This window comes from Sphingobium amiense (assembly GCF_003967075.1).
GTDB classification, from domain to species: Bacteria; Pseudomonadota; Alphaproteobacteria; order Sphingomonadales; family Sphingomonadaceae; genus Sphingobium; species Sphingobium amiense.
Genome location: NZ_AP018665.1, coordinates 17,186 through 37,546, shown reverse-complemented (window position 1 = coordinate 37,546; position 20,361 = coordinate 17,186). Strand labels below are relative to the sequence as shown.

Genomic DNA, 20,361 nt, shown 5'->3' with positions numbered 1-20,361 from the left:
TTTGGGGTATCCCCTCCCCGCCCTCCATCGGGGAGCTTTAGGAATTGCCTAGCTCACCGTTGCTGCTAAAGTGAGGGCATGAATCGTGCAAGCTCACCTGTAAATAACGGAAAGGCAAAGATTGCCCTAGGTGATGATACCGCCCTCACCCTCTCGCAAAAGGGGCGCGGAAATCCGTTCGATCCCGCCAATTACGGGGAAATCGTCAAACCCGGCGAGCTGGTCGATATCGTCGAGCTGTCCCCCCTCACCCTCGCCGATCGCCGAATCTACAATCTGCTGATCGCGAACGCCTGGGAACGGATCGGCGAGCCGGTCATTCACCGCATCGCCAAAACCGCGCTCAAGGGCACGCATCAGGGCAATGAGCGCATAGAAAGCTCGCTGCTGCGCCTGATGGGCACAATCGCCATCGTCACGATCCGCAAGGGCGGCAAGAGCTACAAGCGCCGCGTCCAGCTTCTCGGCCCCAGCGACGAAAGCCTCGAAAAAGACGGCTTCCTGCATTACCGCATCCCCGAAGAACTGATTGAGATTTTGCGTAACAGCGAGGTCTATGCACGGCTCAAGACGCAGGTGATGTATTGTTTCGAGTCGAAATACGCGCTCTGCCTCTATGAAATGATCGAACGCCGGATCGGCCTCGAATACAAGCAAAGCGAGGAGTTCACGATTGCGGAGCTGCGCGGCCTGCTCAACGTGCCGGAAGGCAAATTGGAACGCTTCGCCGATTTCAACAAATACTGCCTCAAGGTCGCCCAGGAGGAAATCAACAAGCTCTGCCCCTTCTGGGTCGAGTTCACGCCGATCAAGAAGGGCCGCAAGGTCGAGCGGGTTTCTATGATGTGGCTCCCGAAAACCATGAGCGGCCGCCGTGACGCGCAAAACCTGATCGACCAACATAGCATCGTCCGCCGCGCGAAGCTGCGCGGCGATATACCCGAAATGCCGGTGCTGGTGGATTTCAGCCTGCCCGCCGCCCAAAGGTGAGGCCCTACCCCAAAACTCACCTTTCGCGCGCTGGGGCCGCCGCGCCCTAGCCGGCACTACCCCTCGCCGGCATCGAGCGCGCGGCTCACCGTGAACTGAATCCATGCGCTCCGGCTGATCCCGCGCCGCTTGGCCGCCGCATCGACCTTCGCCAGCAGCGCACGATCGAAACGGAGCATCACCGGCGACTTGCGCGGCTCGGCCCCCTGCCCCGCCTCGTCGGCGTCGGCCGCGATCGGCGCGGCCTCCGGCTTCGCCGCGCCGGCAATGAAGGCATCGGCCGCCGCCTCATCCATCGGGGGCTTGGGCTTGCTGTTCGGTTTACGAGCGATAGCCATCGCAATTCACTCCGCTATCATTATGCTATACAAATACCGCGCTGACCAATGCGGCCAGCTCGTCGATCGCCTTGGCGTCACGCGAGGATTGCTCCACTACCGCCCTGCCCTCGGCCGCCGCGTTCGGGAACGCCTTGCGCCGCACGATCGACGTGGGCAGCACCTCGATCCCCTCGATATCGCCGATCATTTCCAAGGCCGCCTCATTGTCGGCCCCTTGCGCGTCCGCGCCGTTCAGCACGGCGACGGCGCGCAAGCCCTCGTTAATCTCGCGCGCCTCGGCCACCAGCGCCGCCACCTGGTCGAGCGCCCACACATCGAAGCTGCGCGGCTGCACCGGCACCAGCAGCGTGTCGGCGACGGTAAGCGCGGCGCGTAGCGAGCCGGTGTCGCGCCCGCCCACGTCAATGATGATATCGTCATATTTGGCCGCGAGCTGGCGGACCTGGCTACGAAGCGCCGCGCCGGTGAGCGCAACGGCGGTATAGCCGGCAGCGCCAAGCCGATCGGTGCGCAGTTCGGTGAAGGTGAGGGCGGTCCCCTGCTCGTCGCCGTCCACCAGCAAGAGGTCCCGGCCCGCAAGCGCGCGCGCCACCGCGAGGTTGACGGCAAGGGTCGTCTTGCCGACGCCGCCCTTAGTGTTTCCGACTGCCAATATCATTCTGCGCTCGCTCCGCTGGCAATATGGTTGCGCTATAGCATCGTTTGTAATGCTAGACGATATACATTTATCGCGGCGTTTATTCGCCCTCGCTGCCCTCATCCTCGCTGTCATCGTCCAGCGGCTCATGGCTCATCTGGCCGTGATCCTCGATCGGGCAAAGCGGCGCTCCGGCCTGCTCAAGCCATTTGCGCGCGGTCCTGACGGTATAGCCGCACGTCGCGCACTCGCATTTGAGCATCCGGGTTTTCTGCTTCTTGGGCGCGGTCGAATCCCCGTCCGTGTCGAGACGGGCATGGGGGAGGGGGCCAACCGCCTCTAGGATCGGCGCGATGGCCGCAAGGAACGTCTCGCCGGGGGTGGTGGCGCGCATCGGCCCGACCAATCCCAGCCCCAGCGCGACCCGTTTAAACGCCCTCCCATGTCCTGCCGGGATGCCGACGGCGGCATGGACCAGCTCATGCGCGAGGATGGCCGCGATTTGCGCCGGCATGGCCTCGGGCGCGTGCGCCAGGTCGGGCCGGATGAAGATTTCAAAATGCCCGTCCGCGCTAAGCCGGTTATCCCAGCACTCGCCGATCGCCTTGCCCTTCGCGCCTCTGCTGGTGAAGCCGATCGCGACGCGGATACGCGAGGGGAGGGAGCTTTCCAGCGTCTCGAACAAGGGGGCCATGCCCGCCGCCACCGCATTGAGCCAGCTTTCCCGGTTGTCGTGCGTCATCGCCTTTACTCCCTTCAAATCGCCTGTCCGGCGATGGCTAGGCCATCGGCCGGAACACGGACGCCCAAGAACGCCGGCGAGAGAGGGGGCAGCGGGATTCGATGGGGTGGTGCGGCCGCAGCGCAGCGAGGCACGGCCCCGTCTAATCCCGTTGCGGGGAGAGGCGGCCGGGACCGCCTTTCCCCTCCAACGAAGATCTAGGCCGGCGCACGCCGGCACCGCAGGCCAGGGGCCCGCCCCTGGCCTCGCGCGAGGATCGTCACGCTATGCGCCAAGACCGCTTGCGGGCTTGGTCGGAGCCTTTCAGGCGGAGATAGAGCCGTGCCCGAAGGGACGCGCCCGATATTGCCCTTTAATGTCGAAATGACAGCGGATAGGTAGCGTTATGATATACAGATGATAGATAATTTCGCTTCGTCCCCCCTGCGTAACTGAAATGACGAAAGCCCCTCATCGCGCACCAGGGGAAGGGATGGACGGCGCGATCTAAATAGCGTATCTTAGCGCAAGGTAAGACCTTTTGCTAAGGAGGTCGCAATATGGCGGCGGCAACATCTATCAAGCTGGACGATAGCCTGAAAGGGCGAGTGCAACACTTGGCCGACGCGCGCCGGCGCAGCTCGCATTGGATCATGCGCGAGGCCATCACGCAGTATGTCGATCGCGAGGAAAAGCGCGAGGCGTTCAAGCAGGAAGCCATACAGGCATGGGAGGAATATCAGCAGACCGGCTTGCATGTGACGCTTGAGGAAGCCGACGCCTGGTTGGCGAAGCTGGAAGCGGGCGAGGACGCGGAACTACCTAAGTGCCACGTCTGATCTGGACGGCGAACGCGCTGAATAATGTTGACCGGCTGCATCGCTGGTTGAAGCCCAAGGATGCGGACGCCGCGCGCCGCGCGGTCGCAGCGATCCGGGGAGGGGTCAAGATTCTGGCGACATCGCCGCACATCGGGCGGCCTGCGGAAGATATGGACCCCGAATATCGGGAAAAGCTGATCGACTTTGGAGATAGCGGCTATGTCGTCCTCTATCGCCTCGATGGCGAGGCGGTGACGCTGCTGGCGGTTCGCCACCAAAAGGAGGCCGGCTATCCGTAAGGAGCCGATGCGCGGACTATGCGGGCGATCTTCATCCGCCACGGCGAATCCACCGGCAACGCCGGCGTGCCGTGCCATGATCTCGCGACGATCGGGCTGACGGAGCGCGGCCACGAACAAGCGCGCCAGGTCGCGGCGAGCTGGACGCAAGCGCCCGCCCTCATCGTCACCTCGCCCTATACCCGCACCCGGCAGACGGCCGCGCCCACGATCGCGCGCTTTCCCGGCGTGCCGGTCGAAGTCTGGCCGATAGAAGAGTTCACCTATCTGCAACCGTCGCGCTGGAACGGCACGCGCAGCGCCGAACGGATGCCGCACCTCGAACGCTATTGGAGCGAGGCCGATCCTGATTATTGCGACGGGGAGGGGGCGGAGAGCTTCGCCACCCTGCTCCGGCGCTGCGAGGCGGCGCTTGCCCGCCTCGCCGCCATGCCGTCCGCATCGCTGGTCTATGTGTTCGGGCATGGACAGTTCATCCAGGCCGCGCGCGCGATCATCGCCGACACGCATCTGGACGAACGCGCCAAGATGCGCGCCTTCTGGCGCAAAGGCGAGCCGCCCGCGATCAGCAACGCGCAGCGGGTAGGGTTCCACTGGCAGGATGGCTGCTGGGAATGTGCGCCGCCGATCGCCGCCTAGATCAACACCCGCTCCACCTCGTCCAGCGTCACATCATCGGGCCGCCGGTCATAGAGCTGGGTCGTGCGGGTCGAGCTATGGTTCGCCATCGTCGCGGCCGTCTCCAACGTGCCGCCATTCTTCAAATAGGTGGTGATCCCGGTCGCGCGGAAACTGTGGTTGCCGATCGCCGTCCCGATCCCGGCCGCCGCCGCGCGCCGGCGCACCATGGCGAACGCATTGGCCTGGGGCAGGGGGGTATCGCTTAGGCGCTTGGTGCCGCGCGCGATCGTACGGAACAGCGGCCCCTTGCGATCCTCGCGCAGCTCGCACCCGTCGATATAGGCGGTCAGATATTCCTCCAGATTGTGGTGGCAGGGCATTTCATGCCGCTTGCCGCCTTTCTCGTGCAGCCGCACCCATAGCCGCCGATTCTGCATGAACACGTCCTCGACACGGCAAGCGAGCGCCGCGCCGATCCGCGCGAAGCTATAGACCATGAGCGCGATCAGGGCGCGGTCGCGCAAGCCGGCATCGGTGGTCACGTCGATGCTGTCGAGCAAGCGTCGCGCCTCTTGCGCGTCCAGCACCGGCGTCTTGCCGCGCCGGACGCTGTACGCCGGCCCGCGCACCGACGAGGCCGGATTCACCGGCACCACCTGGCCCGTCACCAGCCAGTCGAACAAATGTTTCACGGCCGCGAGTTGCTGCTTGACGCTGGGCGCGGCGACCTCGCGCCCCAGCGCCTCGATCCAGGCCGCGACGTGAAGCGGCTGCACGCCGGCGAGCGACATGACGCCGCGCGCCGCTACCCAAGCCAGGAACTCGCCCGCCGCGCGCGCATAGGCGCGGCGCGTATGCGGGTTGCGGATCGTGACGGCGAAGAACTCCAGGAAACGCAACCGCGTGGCGTCGTCGGCCGCCGCGATCAGCGCCGGCAACGCCAGCGCCGGCGAGAGGATGAGCGAGGGCAGGGGCAGGGGGGTAAGCTCGTTCATCGCGATCACCGTTGCCAGCGTGCCGGCTCCGGTCTCGGCCGCGCCATTTCCTCGCGCAGCTCGGCCATCGCCTCGTCGTGGGGGAGCGCCGATTCCAGATTGGCGCGGGCCGCGTCGATCATGCGGCGCAACACCTCGTCGCGCAAATCGCGGTGCGGCTCCAGCTCCCGCGCCTCGGTGAAGATCGCGAACACCGCCTCGGCGGGGCTGGCGAACATGCCGCGCTCGATCCGTTCGAGCAGCCAGTCCGCCAGCGAGGTCGGCAGGAACGCCTCGAACTGCAAGCCGCCCGCGCGCGCCTGCTCGCGCAGCGCCTTGGCCTGGTCGCGCTCGGCGTAGTTGTCGGCGAAAGCCTCGTCGTCATCCTTGTGCATAAGCCCTCCCTCTTGGCGGTAGATCCGCGGAGCCGTTTAAACGGCCCCATGCCCGCTCCGCTAATATGTGATAAAGCGAGCGAGCAATTGCTGGCCGGCAGCTATGCCAAGCTCAACTTTGCTCGAATAGCCGAGGATCTCGATATCACGCGAGCTAACGTCCACTATCATTTTAAGAACAAGGAAAATCTTGCGATTGAAGTGTTTACGAGACACAAGGCTCGGACTTTATCCCAGTACCAGCAGTTGAGAGAGCGCTTCGCAGGCGACTTCGTTGGTTTTTTTCAACGAGATTGAAGTGTCATTCTGGACTGACGTTTATCACAATGACGATGGCAGTAGAGTGGTACTTCGGGAAATCGTTACCAGCGACGATTTACCCGAAGAGGTCGTAAAAGGGTGCAAAGAACTCTATGATGGAATCGCCGGGATCGTAAGAGACGCCGTCCAGGGAGCGGTCAAAAGCTCCCAGATCAGAAAAGATGTAGATGTCGACAGAGCGGCTGCCAAGGCAATGGTGATGATGACTGGCATCTTCACGAGCCGGCATTTTTTCGAAACGAAACAGGAAGCCAAACGATACCTGGGCGGGCTGCTTGTCGATTGGGCGACCAGCCTGCGCTAATCAGATGCGCTCCTCCGTTGCCCTGTCTACTTCGGACCGAACTCGACTGCCGCTTCACCTTTCCGCCAGACAAGCTTTTTCGGCAGCAAATCTGCGCGCCGGCTATCGGACAAGGACTTCAGTGTGCCGTCCGTAAGGCGCCCGCCTTCAAACCTCCGGCCTGGGCGAAGGTCAACCGCAGGCCAGGTCGGGGCCGCACGCGATGCTGACGCCGAATGCGTGACCGTGTCGCACATACCTTCGAGAGCCTCGCCACCGCCGAGATCTGGCCGCTCCTGTCTACGTGCAACAGGCCAACGCCATCCGAAACGGCTAGCGGCCATCCTCCAACGCGCTTCCAGACCAACCTATTTCCTGAGCTCGGCAAGGAGGGATCGGCATAGCGCCTGACCGTCGCGACCCGCGTCGTAAATGACACGGTCGGGGCGGAGCAGCACTGCATTGATCCGGTGCTCGTCGTACCACTTGCAGACGGTCTCGCTGGGGTCGAAAAAATCACAGTCGAGTTTGAGAACGACGCCCCCAAGTTCGCTCACGAATTGCCTCACCTCGGGACCAGTTGGACTGTCCGTGGAAATGAGCGCGAAGTTCAGGCCGATCAGATCGTCCATCCGCACGCGCTTGCCCTCAGCTGTCTCCACCCACGGCTGAAACATAGGTCCACCCGACAAGCGATGCTGCAGCCCCAAAAGGCCGCTTTTGTAGGAAGGCTTTCTGATCCAGTTTTTGAATAGGAGGCGGTTAACAAACTTGCTTTTCCGCGACAAAGCATAGGCCAGATTACGCAGTCCGATCTGCAACGGACTCGTGTTCTGCATTCTGATGCCCATGTCGACGGCAGCCTGGATCGTCTCGAGACTCTGCGGCCTGCGCTCTTCATCATATGTGTCCAGGATCCGATCGGAGCTCTTGCCTCGAAGCGCCAGATTCAATTTAAAAGAAAGATTGGCTGCGTCGCGCACACCCATGTTCAGGCCTTGCCCCGACCACGGTGGCGTAAGGTGCGCTGCGTCTCCTGCCACCATCAGCCGTCCGACCCGCCATTTACTCGGCATCCCAGCGTGAAACGTGTATGAGACGCTTCGGATCACGCGGAAGTTCTCCGGATCGAAACCTCGCGACCTGATCAGGTCTCTCGCAGCCTTTTGGTAGTCCTCATCAGTCTTCAGCTCCTGCCCGATTGTCTCGGAATGCTGCAGAAAATCAAAACGAACATGCCCGTGCAGTCCCTTGAACAGGACACCAGCTTCCTTGCCATCGAGCAGAATATATCCGCCTTGCGGTATCATCGTCCTGAAATAGACAGGGTCATCGACGATGGCGTCGACGACCAGATACTTTTTAGTATATTTCAGGTCTATCCTCGGAACGTTCATCGTTTTGCGCACGGTGCTCCTCGCACCGTCACACCCCACGACATATTTGGCGATGAGGGAATGTTCCTCGTCCGTGGCGCGATCCTTGCAGTTCAATTCGACCCGATCGCCTTGGTCGGTGATGCCAGTGACCTCGTGATTGAAATAAGCGGTTGCCGCGTTTTCGCCAGTCGCAAACTCCTCCCGCAGCGTCGCCTCCAAGCTCGGCTGGTGGAACAAGGTCATATGGCGATGGCCATGAAGGCCGGACAGGAGATCTTCTCCAACGCTACGCCGATCGAATCCACCAAGGCGTTTGCCACTTCGGTCAATCAATTCGAGGTCGGCCTGATAGATATGCCCTTCCGCTTTCAGGCGATCGAGGATGCCCGCGGATTGCATGATCCGCGTCGATTCATCATCAAATCCCATCCCTCGCGGCGCGTAGAAAATATCGGGCTCGCGCTCGAGAACCGCGACTTTATGCCCGTATTGCTTTAGTAGATTAGCCAGCAGAGCGCCGACGGGGCCGCAGCCGACAATAGCCACATCAAACTGCGAGGCTCGATCGCCCGGCTCGGTGGTCATTTCATTCTCCATTCCGCCGTTGTCGCAAAATTGAGGCTTGTCTTCCGGCAGTGTCTTTCAGGATGAACTCGGCTGTGCTCTTCGATGGTTGCGTTTCGAGGCATCTCGGATCCTTGAGCACTGAGAAAAGAACCTCCCAGGATTGCACGTCCATCCTTACTTGCATGGAAGTAAGTTTTCAACTCTGCATGTCAGATTTTGACAACGGGCGCTCGGCGTTCGAATGCGATTGCCCCGGCATCAAAGCAGCGTGGAACTTAAGCCCGCCCGGTCCGACAAGACCCTGGGGTCTGAAGCGACAGTCCGATGTGAGCCTGCGCGAAAACCGTTCTCGCCATTTCCCGTTCACCGGACCCGTATCCGGCCGGCTTGGGCAGAAGCCCCAGACAATCCGGAAGGCCAAGCATCGGAGGTGCCTGCCACGCCAGAATGGAACTGGCAGGCTCCGTTCTGACGTGGCAGCATCAAAAGCACATCAGCTGTCGAAGACCACGACCGGCGCCAACTCGGTGCGATCCGACGCCACCCGGAACGCCTTGTCTGTGTCTTCAAGGCGCCATCGAGAGGTGACTATCGGAGCGAGGTCATATTTGCCCTGCTCCATCAGCGCCACCATGCCGGGAATATCCCGCATGAAGTTGAGACCACCTTGCTGCCCGGCATGCACGGTACGCCCGGCATTCGCGAATGCTGCGGCGGGATAGGAAACATCGCCGATCTGACCGAACCCGAGGTAGACGACCTCGCCCCCTCGCCGTGTCATTTCCCACGCCTGCCGCATCGCCAATGTGCCCGTTGCATCAGGCGGCGTCTCCACCTTTGGAATATCCCCGGTCGGACCCGCGGCTTCGATCGTGAAATCGGCTCCCCGATTGTCGCGTGTTGCCCCAAAAGCTGCATTCACGAAGTCTGATTCGGCCTGCGGGATCCAGCCTCGGCCTCCCGACATGATGCGGCCGGTCGGGCCCTTGCACAATTCGCGAATGGTTTCGACGAGCCGATCGCCTAATGCATTCGGATCCAGGACGGTTGTAGCGCCGAGCCGCTTCGCCGACTCGCGACGGTGCTTGACCGGCTCGCTGACGATGATCTGTGCAGCGCCGACCAGACGGGCAGCCATGACGGCTGCGAGGCCCACGGGTCCGGCGCCCAGCACGACAACATTCGATCCTGGCAGGACCTTCATTACCGCCGTGGCACCACCGAAGCCGGTGGCCGCCGTGTCCCCCAGGAGCGACAGTTGATCGGCAGGAAGATCCGTGAAAATGGGACACAGATATTCTTCATAGCAGACGGTCAGCTCGGCCAATCCCCCGACTCCGACTTGCGCGATGATCTCGGAACCATCCGCACGAATGGCGATCTTCGGTGGAAACCCGTCGGGCACCGCAAACGCCCACTGGCAGTGATCGGCCCGGCCGTGCAGACACATGTAACAATTGCCACATTGCGGAACCACGCCGACGATGACCCGATCGCCCGGCTTCACCCGTCGCACGTCTGATGCCACAGCCTCGACAACACCAACGGCGGTATGGTTCGATATCTGCGGAACAGTGTCCGGGGCATATTTGGGTGCCGGATTGACGGCAGGGGTTCCACCAATACCGCGCTGACACAGCGAATAGCAGGGCGCTGAAGCCTCTGTGCGCACCACAACCTGTCGCGAGTGCAGCTCTTTGAGGCGAAGCTCCTCGACACCGGCCTTCCCGCCGACCCACAAGCCCTCTTGGACCCAAGCGCGAAACTTCCTTCCCGCTTGCTTGCCGGTCAGCACGGCTGGCGCCTGCGGCTTGGCGGCCGTCGCTTGGCCGCCCAGGAGCCCGACCGCACCCCCGGTCGCCAGCGCCGCACCGACCTTCAATGCCGCACGGCGGTGCATCCCCTGATCGGCCTTTTCGGCCACGAATTCGTCACCTGTGCGCGCATCCTGCTTGCCCCGCTGCTCCAAAGCCATTCCCCTCCAGTTCGAATTGTCGACGATCTTATCGAGTCACTCTAGACCCATACTTACTTGCGGGCAAGTAAGTATGGGTCTAGAGATATCGAGAAGGTCCGGCGCGCGGCAGCTAGGCGGCCGGACTTAGCCAGAACTGTGGCCACCATGCAGGACCCGGAGCACCGCAGTGGAGATTGCGGGACTGGGACGAAGGTAGAGGTGGAGAAGGAGACCAGGGAATGCAGGATAACATTGGCCTGTTCCTCACGAAGCGGGCCTTGTTGAACCCTGAGCGGGAAGCCTTCGTCGACGGTACTGGCAGCCTGCGGCTGACCTTCAAGGAACTCAACGAGCGCAGCAATCGCCTGGCCAATGCTTTCGTTGAGGCTGGGGTCAAAGTGGGCGAACGCGTCGGCATCCTGACGATGAACGGCGCCGAATTCGTGGAATCCTATTTTGCTCTGGCGAAGATCGGCGCCGTTGTCGTGCCGCTGAACTGGCGTCTCGTGCCCGACGAGCTGGAATTCATTCTACGCGACTCCGGAGTCAGTCGTCTGGTTTTCGACAACGAGTTTCAGAAAACTGCAGCCGAGCTCCATCGCCGGGGTGACAAGACCGATGTCGAGCACTGGTTACAGATCTGCGCCGAGGGCGAATGCGCGCCGTTTGCGAAAAGCTATTGCGATTTTCGGAACACCGGCACCGTTGCGGAGCCTCAAGTGCGCGCCGCCGGCGATGCGATCCTGTCGATCATGTATACTTCCGGGACCACGGGCCTTCCTAACCCGCCTTATTCACCAAAAGTGTCCTGAAGGGTTGGCGGGAGTGGCGTAAGCCTCTGATCTGAATTAGGAACTGGGTGTCTAAGCCGAACCTGCCGCAGGGCAGAAAATGCCACGGGCCACACCCGCCATGAACGATGATATCGCAAGCTCATTTGGATTCCCAGCAGTCGGCCGCAAGAAAATCACAGCTGCGTTCGACGGTGGCCGGCTTACCTCGGATGGCGGTGTTCTACTGCTTGCACAGGCCGAGCGCGCGATGGGGATTTGCCAGCGCCTGGCGGCTTGTATTGCCGATCCGCGCGATCCAGCGCGGGTGATCCATCGCCTGGATGACATTCTGCGTGCCCGTGTGTTCGCGATTGCGTGCGGCTATGAGGATGCCGATGATCTCGATGCTCTGCGCGACGATCCAGGCTTCCGCCTGGCGCTCGGCAAGCTGCCGGAATCGGGCGCGGGGCTGGCCAGCCAACCGACGATGAGCCGGTGGGAAAATGCACCGACTACGCGCGAACTGGCCAGCATGATGGCCGCGATGATCGACATCTACTGCGCCAGCTATCCCGCCCCTCCGACAGCGGTCACGCTGGATATCGACGACACGTGCGACGTCGTGCATGGCTATCAACAGCTCTCGTTCTGGAACGGGCATCATGGGGAGCGCTGCTTCCTACCGATCCATATCTACGACACCGCGACCGGCAGGCCGGTGGCCATGCTGCTGCGCACAGGCAAGACGCCTTCTGGAAAGGAGGCGGCGGGGCACATCCGACGCCTGGTGCGTCACCTGCGCCGTAATTGGCCCGATACCCACATCACTATCCGCGGCGACGGGCACTATGGTCGACCCGAGGTCATGGCCTACTGCGATGCGGCCCGCGTCGATTACGTGTTCGGCCTGCCCACCAATTCAGCGCTGCGCGCCGATCCCGCCATTGTTGCGGTCGCCGATGCCTGCGCGGTCAAGCGCGCCCAGCGTCAGTGTCCCGTCCTGCGCAACTATGCCGAGACCCGCTATGGGGCAAAGACCTGGAAGTGCCAGCGTCGCGTCGTTGCACGGATCGAGGCCAGCACGCTGGGCATGGACATCCGCTATGTCGTCACCTCGTTGGCAACAGGATCGGCCGAGCACATCTACGACACGCTCTACTGCGCGCGTGGTCAGGCCGAGAACCTGATCAAGCGCCACAAGTCCCAGCTCGCCAGCGACCGAACCTCGTGCCGCTCGGCCAATGCCAATCAGATGCGCCTGATACTGCACACTGCCGCATACTGGCTGCTATGGCGCATCCAGCAGGCGATGCCCAGGACCGCTGCTCTGGCAAGCGCGGAGTTTACCACCTTGCGCCTGCGGCTGCTCAAGGTCGCTGCGCGCGTCGTAGAAAGTGCTAGCCGCATCCGCATTGCCTTCGCTTCCGCCTGTCCGGATGCCGACCTGTTCCGCGCCCTCGTTCTCCGGCTGAAGCCTGCGCCGACGTAGCCCATGCGGCAGCGCCGCAGAACTCCGAGCCCAGCCCTTCAACCCGAAAAGCCCATCAATCCGAATGCGGTGAAACAAACGCCAGCGATGCCGGTCGTCCGCGCAATACAGCCAGCCGCAGCAAATGCCCAGAGCGGACCCGAAACCGAGCGTCGTGAATAAGAGAGGCTAAAGGCCCGGACGCCCAGCTGTGGGTCCGGCAACCGATCAGCCCTCGCCCGCCGTGCGACGACTTCAAGACGCAGAGCTTCGCGATCAGCAGCCCCAATTTCATGACTGCGTTGGATCACCAGATCATGAAGTGCGGTCAGGTCTTGAGAAGGCAGGACTGGATCTGCCAAGGATGGTGCCTCCGGCGGCAGGGCCAGATCGGGGAAGTTCGATTGCAGTAGCGCTCGCGCCTGTTCCATATCAGCCAGGCTGGCTGCCGCGACACCCTTCGCCTGATCGAGCGCCGCCTGGGCCTGGTCGGTGTCGAGCATCGATGCATCGCGTAGCTGGACTCGCCTCTTCACGGCAGCGAGACCACGTTCGAGTAATGCGACGTTCGATTGATCCGTACGATTGAGCTCGCTTGCCGTCAGCCAGTCGTACCAGAGCTGCGACAGATACAAGGCCGCCTGATGGCGCGTATCTTCCATCCGGTTTTGCGCGACTTCGACACCAAGCTGGCCTGCCTCGCGATCCAGGGCAGCCTTCCCGGGCAGGCGAAAGGATCGACTGACCGTGCCGTCGAACTCCGTATAATTCCGCTCCAGCCGCACGTCACGATTGATGTAGCTTCCGGTGAGCTGGACCTCGTGAGGGCCAACGCGGAGCATATCGCTCGCCGCCGATGCAGCGCCGACGCGCTTGCCCGCTGCTTCGACCGTCGGATGCCCGTCGAGCGCCTTCACCACCTGCTCCTCAGGCGGCAAGGACCATTGAAGACCCGTCGCTTGCGCGTGCGCGGCAGTTGCGAGCGCAGTCGCTATCGAGATGGATAGCGGCAAGAGGGCAGTCAGCTTCTTCATGAAATCCTCCCGCGCTCGATGATCGGCAAGGAGTGCCAGCGCACAGGTTGTTTGCGGCGCGATGAGGCAACCGCAGCGATTATGGCGGGGATCATGGAATCCTCGACCACGAGTTCGAATGCGATCCGATGGAGGACTCCTCTTACCTGCTCATGCGTTCCAGCATCGCTGAAGTCGCGGCCGAGAACGGCTTCCTCACGGCGATGGATCGGCGCGGACGCAACGGTTCGAATAGCCTCCACCAGAGTTCCCGCATCCGGAGGAGAACAGTGAAGGACTAGCAGAAGCTCAGCCATTGGCCAGCACCTCTTCGAAATCCTGCTCGCTGCGGCCTTCTCCGAACCTTTCGAAAAGGATCGGGAGAAGTACCAGAGTGAGCAGCGTGGACGTGACCAGCCCGCCGATGACCACAATGGCAAGCGGGCGTTGAATCTCGGATCCTGGACCCGTCGCGAACAGCAGGGGGACCAGGCCGAAAGCGGTAATACTCGCGGTCATTAGGACGGGACGGAGGCGCCGCTCGGCACCCAGGCGCACCGTCTGCGTCATGCTCTGCCCCTCCTGACGGAGCTGGCGGAAATAGGAGACCAGCACCAACCCGTTCAGCACCGCGATGCCAAGCAGAGCAATGAAGCCGACGGAAGCAGGCACTGACAGATACTCTCCCGATGCCCAGAGCGAGATCAGCCCTCCGACCATGGCGAAGGGAATGTTGACCAGGATCAGCGTGGCGGCCCGCAGCGAACGCAAGGTGGCGAGCAGGACGAAGAAGATAAGGAGCAGCGCGACGGGAATGACCATCATGAGCCGAGCCGATGCACGCTGCTGATTTTCGAACTGGCCACCCCACACGATGCGATAGCCGGCCGGGAGCGGCACCTTGCTCGCGACTGCGGCTTTCGCCTCGTCCACATAACCCACCAGATCACGACCAGAGACGAAGGCCTGGACCAGAGCGAAGCGGGAACCATTCTCATGGTCGAGCTTCACCGGACCCTGCGTATGCTTCACCTGCGCCATGTCGCTGACCCGGGCGAGCGTTCCACCCGGCGTCATGATCTGCAGGTCTTCAAACCGGGTCGCATCATTGCGGATGCTTTCGTCACCGCGGATGACGATCGGGATCCGCTTCTGACCTTCGGCGACGATACCGGACCGAACGCCTTCCACCTGCGCGCGCAAGGTGTCCTGCAACTGATCGATCGGCATGCCAAACCGGCCTGCGGCTGCTCGGTCGATGTCGAGCTGCAGGTAGTCCACGCTGTCGTTCGCGACCGTCAACACTTCCGTCGCGCCGCGCACCTGGCCCAACTCATGCTGCACGCGACCTGCAAGATCCGCGAGGACCGCCGAATCCGGTCCGAAAATCTTGACAGCCAGGTCGCCCCGGGCGCCGGTCAGCATTTCCGAGACACGCATTTCGATCGGCTGCGTGAAACTGGGCTGGATGCCAGGCAGGCCATCGACGGCCTTGCGGATCTGCTCCAGGACGAACTCCTTGCTGCCACGCCACTCAGACTGCGGCTTCAGACGGACGAAGGTGTCGGTCTCATTAGGTCCCATCGGATCAAGGCCGATTTCGTCAGCACCAACCCGCGCGATGACTTCCTGCACCTCGGGAACCCCCATCAACGCGCGCTCGACCGCCTTGTCGCCCTCAACGGACTGGGCAAGGCTGATGGAGGGCAGCTTCGTCAGCTGCACGATGACTGACTGTTGATTGCTGCTGAGAAGTGACCCGGGGTTTTCATCGAGAAGTGACCCACCTTGCGATTATGTTTCGGATGTCAGGGGTGGGTCAAGATGGGGTTTTCTCCTTCCGGGTTTTGGGCTGCTGAGCGGAGCTGTTCTTGAACCTGAAGCTGTCGTTGCCGGTCTCGAGGATGTGGCAGTGATGGGTGAGCCGATCGAGGAGCGCGGTGGTCATCTTGGCATCTCCGAACACGGTGGCCCATTCGCTGAAGCTGAGGTTGGTGGTGATGATGACGCTGGTGCGCTCGTAAAGCTTGCTCAGCAGATGGAACAGCAGGGCGCCGCCTGAGGCGCTGAACGGCAGATAACCAAGCTCGTCGAGGATCACGAGATCGGAGTGGGCAAGCCTTCCGGCGATCTGCCCTGCCTTGCCCTGCGCCTTCTCCTGTTCCAGCGCGTTGACCAGCTCGACCGTGGAGAAGAACCGCACGCGCTTGCGATGATGCTCGATGGCCTGGACGCCTAGGGCGGTGGCGATGTGGGTCTTGCCGGTTCCGGGTCCGCCGACCAGCACGATATTGTCGGCCACGTCCATAAACTCGCAGCGGTGAAGCTGGCGGACCAGCGCCTCGTTGACCTCGCTGCTGGCAAAGTCGAAGCTCGCCAGATCGCGATAGGCCGGGAACCGTGCGATCTTGAGCTGATAGGATACCGACCGCACTTCCCGTTCGGCAGTCTCCGCCTTCAAAAGCTGGGACAGGATCGGGACGGCCGCGTCGAACGCGGGCGCGCCTTGCTCCATGAGATCGGTGACGGCCTGCGCCATGCCATGCATCTTGAGGCTGCGCAGCATGACGATGATGGCGCCGCTGGCGGGATCATGACGCATGGCGGTTCTCCCCGCGCAGCGCATCATAGCGTTCCACATTGGCAAGGGGCTCGCTGACCAGCCTCAGCGCCTGGGGCGCCGTGATCGGCGGTGTCGTCAGCGGCTTGCCGTCGATCAGCCGGTGCAGCAAGTTGAGGATATGGGTTTTGGTCGGAACACCGGACTCCAGCGCCATGGTAACCGCGCGCAGTACGACCTGCTCGTCATGATGCAGCACCAGGGCAAGGATCTCGACCATCTCTCTGTCGCCGCCGGGAGCGCGCAACAGATGGCGCTGTAACCGCTGGAAGGCATCGGGCATCTCTAGGAACGGCGCGCCATTGCGCAGGGCGCCAGGCTTGCGCTGGACCACTGCCAGATAATGGCGCCAGTCATAAACAGTGCGTCCTGGCCCATCATGGGATCGTTCGATGATGCGCTGGTGTTCGCACAGCAACTGCCCCTCGGCCACCACGAGGAAGCGGTCGGGATAGAGCCGCACGCTGACAGGGCGGTTGGCAAAGGATGCCGGCACGCTGTAGCGGTTGCGCTCCAGATGGACGAGGCAGGTCGGTGAGACCCGCTTGCCATATTCGACAAAGCCGTCGAACGGCCTGCCCATCGGCATCAGGCTTGCCACCTCCTCGGCCCAGGCATCAGCGACAGAGCCCGGTTCGATCCCGTGCGGGATATCCTGCCACAGCGCCTTGCAGCGATCCTCCAGCCAGCTGTTCAGGGCGTCGAGCGTCTCGGTCTGGGGAACGGGCTGCCACAGGCGATGCCGCGCATCCTGGACGTTCTTCTCGACCTGCCCCTTCTCCCAACCCGCTGCCGGATTACAGAACTCTGCCTCGAACAGATAATGGCTCACCATCGTGAGGAAGCGGGCGTTGACGGTCCGATCCTTGCCGCGCCCGACCTTGTCGACGGCAGTGCGCATGTTGTCATAGATGCCGCGGCGCGGCACCCCGCCCAGCACGCGGAACGCGTGATTATGGGCGTCGAACAGCATCTCGTGGGTCTGGAGCAGATAGGCTCGAACGAAGAAGGCCCGGCTGTAGCTGAGCTTGAAGTGTGCAACCTGCAGCTTGGTGCGGACACCATCGATGATCGCCCAGTCCTCGCTCCAGTCAAACTGGAATGCTTCACCCGGTGCGAACGACAACGGCACGAAGGTGCCCTTGCCGCTCATCTGCTGCTGGCGGCGATAATCATCGCGCCAGGCACGAGCAAAGGCCGCGACACGGCCATAGGACCCGTCAAAGCCCAGGCTCACCAGATCGGCATGCAACTGCTTGATCGTGCGCTTCTGCTTGCGCGATCGGCCCATCTCTCGCCTGAGCCAGACCGTCAGCCGATCGACGAACGGATCCAGCTTGCTCGGCCGCTCGGGCACTTTGAACTGCGGCTCGACTGTGTCTGACCGCAGATATTTACGGACCGTGTTGCGGGATAGACCGGTACGCTTGGCTATCTCCCGGATCGACAGATGATCGAGGTAATGCCAGCGCCGGATGACGCTCAATAATGCCATGTCCAACACTCCATGGTCCCCCGCTCAAAGCCAGGGACGTGTTCAAACATGGGTCACTTCTCAGTGAAAATTACTGGCTTCCCCGGGTCACTTCTCAGCGGCAATCAACAGAGAACGCTCCGCTTGAACGCCACGGCCTTCAATTACGTATATAAAAACCTTCAGGTCCAGCAGTTCGACGCTTCGGTCATTCAGATACGGACGTTCAATGCGGGGGAATTGACCACCCGCGGGGTCGAAGCTGATATGCTTTGGAAGACTCCGGTCGAAGGTCTGACGCTGCGCGGCGCGGTCGCCTATACGAACACGAAATACACCGGCAAGTTCGTCAACCTCGACGGCGAGGATATGGATGGGGAAAAAGGCGAACGAAATGCCGAATGGACGGGCTTCGTCGGCGGGACCTACAAGCGACCGTTAAGCGGGAATGTGATGATCGCCCTGGATAGCGATCTGCGTTATAGCGATGGCTATTCATTGGCACCGTTCAAGAACAGTTTGAGGCAAGACAGCTACTGGTTGCTGGATGCTTCACTCCGGCTTTACACCAGCGACAGTCGGTTTGAAGTGGCTCTGATCGGGAAAAATCTGACCGACGAGATTGTCGCGTACGAGGCTCAAGCGCGCCCCTTTGCTTGCGCCCCCGATCCCGGCGGGATGTTGCCCTGCAATCCGGCCCCCAAACAGGTCGCTCTGGACCAGACCGTCGCAACCTCGCTCGGAAGACAGCTGACCTTGCAATTCACCTATCGATTCTGAGACGTACTCCGGCTCCACAAGCCCGCGGGCTTGTGGAGCTGTCACCACGTGGTGGGCAGCTAATGCGTCTCGGCGGAGAGTGCTGGGCCAGTGCCGCCCATATCCTGCCGTTGCTTGCGGTAGCTGCCCGGCGACATCCCGCACCAGCGCTTGAAGGCTTTGCCGAAGTTTGCCGGATCGTCGAAGCCGATCGCCGCAGCAATCTCCTTGATCGCCAGCTGATCGTTCTCGAGCATTTCGCGGGCGCGACAAAACAGAAAACGATCGGTAATCTCCTGATAGGTCGTGCCGAGCCGTCCCAGGCGCCTTATGAGGGTTCGCTGCGCGATGTGAAGCTTGTCTGCTACCTCGCTTAAGGTCGGCGTATCCGTCATCCCAGACCCACGTGGCGGAAACGTGCCGGTCAAGCGTCTTAAGAGGGGGCGTTGCGCCCGGCGATCTTGGGGAAGTGCCAGGGCATGAGGGAATCGAGGTCCTTGTTGCTATGACCGTTGGCAAGCTTGGTGAGGGTGGCGGTGAGCCAGGCGAGCGGATCGACGTCCGAGAGTTTGCACGTTTCGAGAAGGCTGGCGAGCACCGCCCAATTGTCTGCCCCGGCATCGCTGCCGGCGAACAACGAGTTGCGGCGCGACAGGGCAATCGGGCGGATGCTTCTTTCGACCGTGTTGGTATCGAGCTCGACGCGGCCGTCGAGCAGGCAATAGGTGAGCTGCTGCCAGTGGTTGAGCATATAGTTGATCGCTTCGGCCATCTTGCCCTTGGCGCTGAACCGGCCGAGGTTCTTCGAGAGATAGTCGCGCAGGTTATCGAACAGCGGCTTCAGTATCAGCTGCCGCCCTTCGAACCGCGCCTCGGGCGAGGTGTCCCTGAGCGTCGCCTCGATCTTGTAGATCGCCGAGAAGCGACGGAGCACCTCGTCGGCAACGGGCTCCTTTTCGCGGAAATCGTAGAACTTGCGCCGCGCGTGAAGCAGGCAGAATGCGAGGGTGACGCCATTGCGGCGCTTGATCTCATTGTAGCCGGCATAGCCGTCCACCTGGAGCACCCCGGCGAAGTCGCCGAGATGGTCGATCGGATGCATGCCGCCGCGGCCGGCGGCGTACATGTAGACGACGGCGGGCGGCGCGAGTCCGCCCCATGGCCGATCGTCGCGGGCATAGGCCCACAGCTGGCCGCTCTTGGTCTTGCCGGTCCCGGGCGCCAGCACGGGCATGCGCGTCTCGTCGGCGAACAGCTTCACCGAACTTCGCAGCTCGGCGAGCAGATGCTGCCTGAGCGGAGTCAGCCACCATCCGACGCGCCCGACCCAGTCGGCGAGCGTTGCCCGGTCGAGATCGATCCCCTGGCGGGCGTAGATCTGGGCTTGCCGGTAAAGCGGAAGGTGATCGGCGTAGCGCGCGACGATGACCTGGGCGACGAGCGCGTCGGTGGGCAGGCCCTGATCGACGATGAAGCTTGGCGCCGGCGCCTGGGTGACGCCGCCCTCGTCGCAGCCGCGGCAGCCATAGCGCGGACGGCGGGTGACCAGCACGCGGAAGATGGTGGGCACGACGTCGAGGCGCTCGGTGACGTCCTCGCCGATGACATGAAGATCGTTGCCGCAGCAGGCACACTGCTTGTCTTCGATGTCGACGACCTGCTCGATACGCTCGAGATGGGCGGGCAGCGCTCCACGGTTGTTGCGGCGGCGGCGCTTTGTCTCGCCGGTCGCGTCAGCCTGGTCGATCAGCGCTTCGAGCCCGGCCTCGGCGCGCGACAAGGCAGCTTCGAGCTCTTCGAGCACGAGCTGGTACTGGTCGGGATCGAGCCGCTCGGCGCTCTGGCCGAAACGGTGGCGCTTGAACTGGTCGAGAATGTCGTTGAGGCGCTTGACCTCATCGCGGGCGGCCGCGAGCGCGTCCTCCATCTCGGCGGCCTTCGCCTCGGC

Annotated in this window: 22 protein-coding genes and 1 pseudogene; 9 read left to right on the top strand and 14 right to left on the bottom strand. The window is 62.3% G+C overall.

Features of this window, described 5'->3' with window-relative positions:
• Window positions 1-78 precede the first annotated feature (78 nt).
• Entirely contained in the window at window positions 79-990 is a 912-nt protein-coding gene (locus SAMIE_RS20465) for a replication initiation protein (RefSeq protein ID WP_066704011.1), read from the top strand.
• 56 nt (window positions 991-1,046) lie between these two features.
• Here SAMIE_RS20465 and SAMIE_RS20460 read toward each other — a convergent pair whose 3' ends face one another.
• From SAMIE_RS20460 to SAMIE_RS20450, 3 genes are all read right to left on the bottom strand, one after another.
• The gene (locus SAMIE_RS20460) at window positions 1,047-1,328 is read right to left on the bottom strand and encodes a hypothetical protein (protein WP_066704014.1); all 282 of its coding nucleotides are present in this window, start codon (window positions 1,326-1,328) and stop codon (window positions 1,047-1,049) included.
• 25 nt (window positions 1,329-1,353) lie between these two features.
• Window positions 1,354-1,989 (bottom strand): AAA family ATPase, encoded by a 636-nt coding sequence (locus SAMIE_RS20455; RefSeq protein WP_066704017.1) that lies wholly within the window; start codon window positions 1,987-1,989, stop codon window positions 1,354-1,356.
• Between the two features lie 79 nt (window positions 1,990-2,068).
• Entirely contained in the window at window positions 2,069-2,710 is a 642-nt protein-coding gene (locus SAMIE_RS20450) for a transcription elongation protein SprT (protein ID WP_066704021.1), read from the bottom strand.
• A gap of 539 nt (window positions 2,711-3,249) precedes the next feature.
• Here SAMIE_RS20450 and SAMIE_RS20445 point away from each other — a divergent pair.
• Genes SAMIE_RS20445 through SAMIE_RS20435 form a run of 3 tightly spaced genes read left to right on the top strand, consistent with a single transcriptional unit; the run spans window position 3,250 to window position 4,448 of the window.
• Window positions 3,250-3,528 (top strand): CopG family ribbon-helix-helix protein, encoded by a 279-nt coding sequence (locus SAMIE_RS20445; protein ID WP_066704024.1) that lies wholly within the window; start codon window positions 3,250-3,252, stop codon window positions 3,526-3,528.
• On the top strand, window positions 3,516-3,809 hold the full coding sequence (locus tag SAMIE_RS20440; RefSeq protein WP_066704026.1) for a type II toxin-antitoxin system RelE/ParE family toxin: 294 nt from the start codon (window positions 3,516-3,518) through the stop codon (window positions 3,807-3,809). Before SAMIE_RS20445 ends, SAMIE_RS20440 begins: the two co-directional genes overlap by 13 nt.
• An 18-nt stretch (window positions 3,810-3,827) precedes the next feature.
• A complete protein-coding gene (locus SAMIE_RS20435; RefSeq protein WP_066704029.1) occupies window positions 3,828-4,448 on the top strand; it encodes a histidine phosphatase family protein in 621 nt (206 codons plus the stop codon).
• On the opposite strand, the gene SAMIE_RS20430 is transcribed toward SAMIE_RS20435, so the two are convergent.
• Entirely contained in the window at window positions 4,445-5,425 is a 981-nt protein-coding gene (locus SAMIE_RS20430) for a tyrosine-type recombinase/integrase (protein ID WP_066704038.1), read from the bottom strand. The genes SAMIE_RS20435 and SAMIE_RS20430 overlap by 4 nt on opposite strands.
• A 5-nt stretch (window positions 5,426-5,430) precedes the next feature.
• Entirely contained in the window at window positions 5,431-5,799 is a 369-nt protein-coding gene (locus SAMIE_RS20425) for a CopG family transcriptional regulator (RefSeq protein WP_066704032.1), read from the bottom strand.
• A 48-nt stretch (window positions 5,800-5,847) separates the two neighbouring features.
• Between SAMIE_RS20425 and SAMIE_RS20420 the strand changes: the two genes are divergently transcribed.
• Window positions 5,848-6,096, top strand: coding sequence for a TetR/AcrR family transcriptional regulator (locus SAMIE_RS20420; protein ID WP_083952639.1), 249 nt, complete (start codon window positions 5,848-5,850; stop codon window positions 6,094-6,096).
• Window positions 6,074-6,424 carry a TetR family transcriptional regulator C-terminal domain-containing protein gene (locus tag SAMIE_RS20415; protein ID WP_123905555.1) on the top strand — a complete coding sequence of 117 codons (351 nt, stop codon included), beginning with the start codon at window positions 6,074-6,076 and terminating at the stop codon, window positions 6,422-6,424. The genes SAMIE_RS20420 and SAMIE_RS20415 overlap by 23 nt, the downstream gene beginning before the upstream one ends.
• A gap of 347 nt (window positions 6,425-6,771) precedes the next feature.
• Here SAMIE_RS20415 and SAMIE_RS20410 read toward each other — a convergent pair whose 3' ends face one another.
• Together SAMIE_RS20410 and SAMIE_RS20405 are read right to left on the bottom strand one after the other, a co-directional pair.
• Window positions 6,772-8,367, bottom strand: a complete 1,596-nt coding sequence (locus tag SAMIE_RS20410) for an FAD-dependent monooxygenase (protein ID WP_162849111.1) — start codon at window positions 8,365-8,367, stop codon at window positions 6,772-6,774.
• A 475-nt stretch (window positions 8,368-8,842) separates the two neighbouring features.
• On the bottom strand, window positions 8,843-10,324 hold the full coding sequence (locus SAMIE_RS20405; protein WP_066704036.1) for a zinc-binding dehydrogenase: 1,482 nt from the start codon (window positions 10,322-10,324) through the stop codon (window positions 8,843-8,845).
• 221 nt (window positions 10,325-10,545) lie between these two features.
• Between SAMIE_RS20405 and SAMIE_RS20400 the strand changes: the two genes are divergently transcribed.
• Together SAMIE_RS20400 and SAMIE_RS20395 are read left to right on the top strand one after the other, a co-directional pair.
• The gene (locus SAMIE_RS20400) at window positions 10,546-11,118 is read left to right on the top strand and encodes an AMP-binding protein (RefSeq protein ID WP_096362252.1); all 573 of its coding nucleotides are present in this window, start codon (window positions 10,546-10,548) and stop codon (window positions 11,116-11,118) included.
• 100 nt (window positions 11,119-11,218) lie between these two features.
• On the top strand, window positions 11,219-12,568 hold the full coding sequence (locus tag SAMIE_RS20395; protein ID WP_013039775.1) for an IS1380-like element ISSp1 family transposase: 1,350 nt from the start codon (window positions 11,219-11,221) through the stop codon (window positions 12,566-12,568).
• 38 nt (window positions 12,569-12,606) lie between these two features.
• Here SAMIE_RS20395 and SAMIE_RS20385 read toward each other — a convergent pair whose 3' ends face one another.
• From SAMIE_RS20385 to istA, 5 genes and pseudogenes are all read right to left on the bottom strand, one after another.
• A complete protein-coding gene (locus tag SAMIE_RS20385; protein WP_232037460.1) occupies window positions 12,607-13,581 on the bottom strand; it encodes a TolC family protein in 975 nt (324 codons plus the stop codon).
• Window positions 13,578-13,877, bottom strand: a complete 300-nt coding sequence (locus SAMIE_RS20380) for a DUF3240 family protein (protein WP_010338397.1) — start codon at window positions 13,875-13,877, stop codon at window positions 13,578-13,580. Before SAMIE_RS20380 ends, SAMIE_RS20385 begins: the two co-directional genes overlap by 4 nt.
• A pseudogene (locus SAMIE_RS20375) lies at window positions 13,870-15,303 on the bottom strand (efflux RND transporter permease subunit); the annotation flags it as partial. The gene SAMIE_RS20380 and the pseudogene SAMIE_RS20375, both read right to left, overlap by 8 nt.
• A 76-nt stretch (window positions 15,304-15,379) precedes the next feature.
• Window positions 15,380-16,162, bottom strand: a complete 783-nt coding sequence (istB, locus tag SAMIE_RS20370) for an IS21-like element helper ATPase IstB (protein WP_126516718.1) — start codon at window positions 16,160-16,162, stop codon at window positions 15,380-15,382.
• On the bottom strand, window positions 16,152-17,675 hold the full coding sequence (gene istA, locus SAMIE_RS20365; RefSeq protein WP_126516836.1) for an IS21 family transposase: 1,524 nt from the start codon (window positions 17,673-17,675) through the stop codon (window positions 16,152-16,154). The genes istB and istA overlap by 11 nt, the downstream gene beginning before the upstream one ends.
• A gap of 123 nt (window positions 17,676-17,798) precedes the next feature.
• On the opposite strand from istA, the gene SAMIE_RS20360 reads away from it, so the two are divergent.
• The gene (locus SAMIE_RS20360) at window positions 17,799-18,434 is read left to right on the top strand and encodes a TonB-dependent receptor domain-containing protein (RefSeq protein WP_126516950.1); all 636 of its coding nucleotides are present in this window, start codon (window positions 17,799-17,801) and stop codon (window positions 18,432-18,434) included.
• 59 nt (window positions 18,435-18,493) lie between these two features.
• Here the strand turns inward: SAMIE_RS20360 and SAMIE_RS20355 are convergent, their stop codons facing one another.
• Both SAMIE_RS20355 and tnpC read right to left on the bottom strand, forming a co-directional pair.
• On the bottom strand, window positions 18,494-18,808 hold the full coding sequence (locus SAMIE_RS20355) for a helix-turn-helix domain-containing protein (RefSeq protein WP_096362254.1): 315 nt from the start codon (window positions 18,806-18,808) through the stop codon (window positions 18,494-18,496).
• Between the two features lie 38 nt (window positions 18,809-18,846).
• Window positions 18,847-20,340: an IS66 family transposase gene (tnpC, locus tag SAMIE_RS20350; RefSeq protein WP_066522435.1), complete on the bottom strand. Its 1,494-nt coding sequence runs from the start codon at window positions 20,338-20,340 to the stop codon at window positions 18,847-18,849.
• Window positions 20,341-20,361: the final 21 nt, after the last annotated feature.

Bases quoted from the DNA above. Each gene is read 5' to 3' on its own strand.
- SAMIE_RS20465 (WP_066704011.1), top strand. From the start codon at position 79: ATGAATCGTGCAAGCTCACCTGTAAATAACGGAAAGGCAAAGATTGCC.
- SAMIE_RS20460 (WP_066704014.1), bottom strand. From the start codon at position 1,328: ATGGCTATCGCTCGTAAACCGAACAGCAAGCCCAAGCCCCCGATGGAT.
- SAMIE_RS20455 (WP_066704017.1), bottom strand. From the start codon at position 1,989: ATGATATTGGCAGTCGGAAACACTAAGGGCGGCGTCGGCAAGACGACC.
- SAMIE_RS20450 (WP_066704021.1), bottom strand. From the start codon at position 2,710: ATGACGCACGACAACCGGGAAAGCTGGCTCAATGCGGTGGCGGCGGGC.
- SAMIE_RS20445 (WP_066704024.1), top strand. From the start codon at position 3,250: ATGGCGGCGGCAACATCTATCAAGCTGGACGATAGCCTGAAAGGGCGA.
- SAMIE_RS20435 (WP_066704029.1), top strand. From the start codon at position 3,828: ATGCGGGCGATCTTCATCCGCCACGGCGAATCCACCGGCAACGCCGGC.
- SAMIE_RS20430 (WP_066704038.1), bottom strand. From the start codon at position 5,425: ATGAACGAGCTTACCCCCCTGCCCCTGCCCTCGCTCATCCTCTCGCCG.
- SAMIE_RS20425 (WP_066704032.1), bottom strand. From the start codon at position 5,799: ATGCACAAGGATGACGACGAGGCTTTCGCCGACAACTACGCCGAGCGC.
- SAMIE_RS20420 (WP_083952639.1), top strand. From the start codon at position 5,848: ATGCCCGCTCCGCTAATATGTGATAAAGCGAGCGAGCAATTGCTGGCC.
- SAMIE_RS20410 (WP_162849111.1), bottom strand. From the start codon at position 8,367: ATGACCACCGAGCCGGGCGATCGAGCCTCGCAGTTTGATGTGGCTATT.
- SAMIE_RS20405 (WP_066704036.1), bottom strand. From the start codon at position 10,324: ATGGCTTTGGAGCAGCGGGGCAAGCAGGATGCGCGCACAGGTGACGAA.
- SAMIE_RS20400 (WP_096362252.1), top strand. From the start codon at position 10,546: ATGCAGGATAACATTGGCCTGTTCCTCACGAAGCGGGCCTTGTTGAAC.
- SAMIE_RS20395 (WP_013039775.1), top strand. From the start codon at position 11,219: ATGAACGATGATATCGCAAGCTCATTTGGATTCCCAGCAGTCGGCCGC.
- SAMIE_RS20385 (WP_232037460.1), bottom strand. From the start codon at position 13,581: ATGAAGAAGCTGACTGCCCTCTTGCCGCTATCCATCTCGATAGCGACT.
- SAMIE_RS20380 (WP_010338397.1), bottom strand. From the start codon at position 13,877: ATGGCTGAGCTTCTGCTAGTCCTTCACTGTTCTCCTCCGGATGCGGGA.
- istB (WP_126516718.1), bottom strand. From the start codon at position 16,162: ATGCGTCATGATCCCGCCAGCGGCGCCATCATCGTCATGCTGCGCAGC.
- istA (WP_126516836.1), bottom strand. From the start codon at position 17,675: ATGGCATTATTGAGCGTCATCCGGCGCTGGCATTACCTCGATCATCTG.
- SAMIE_RS20355 (WP_096362254.1), bottom strand. From the start codon at position 18,808: ATGACGGATACGCCGACCTTAAGCGAGGTAGCAGACAAGCTTCACATC.
- tnpC (WP_066522435.1), bottom strand. From the start codon at position 20,340: ATGGAGGACGCGCTCGCGGCCGCCCGCGATGAGGTCAAGCGCCTCAAC.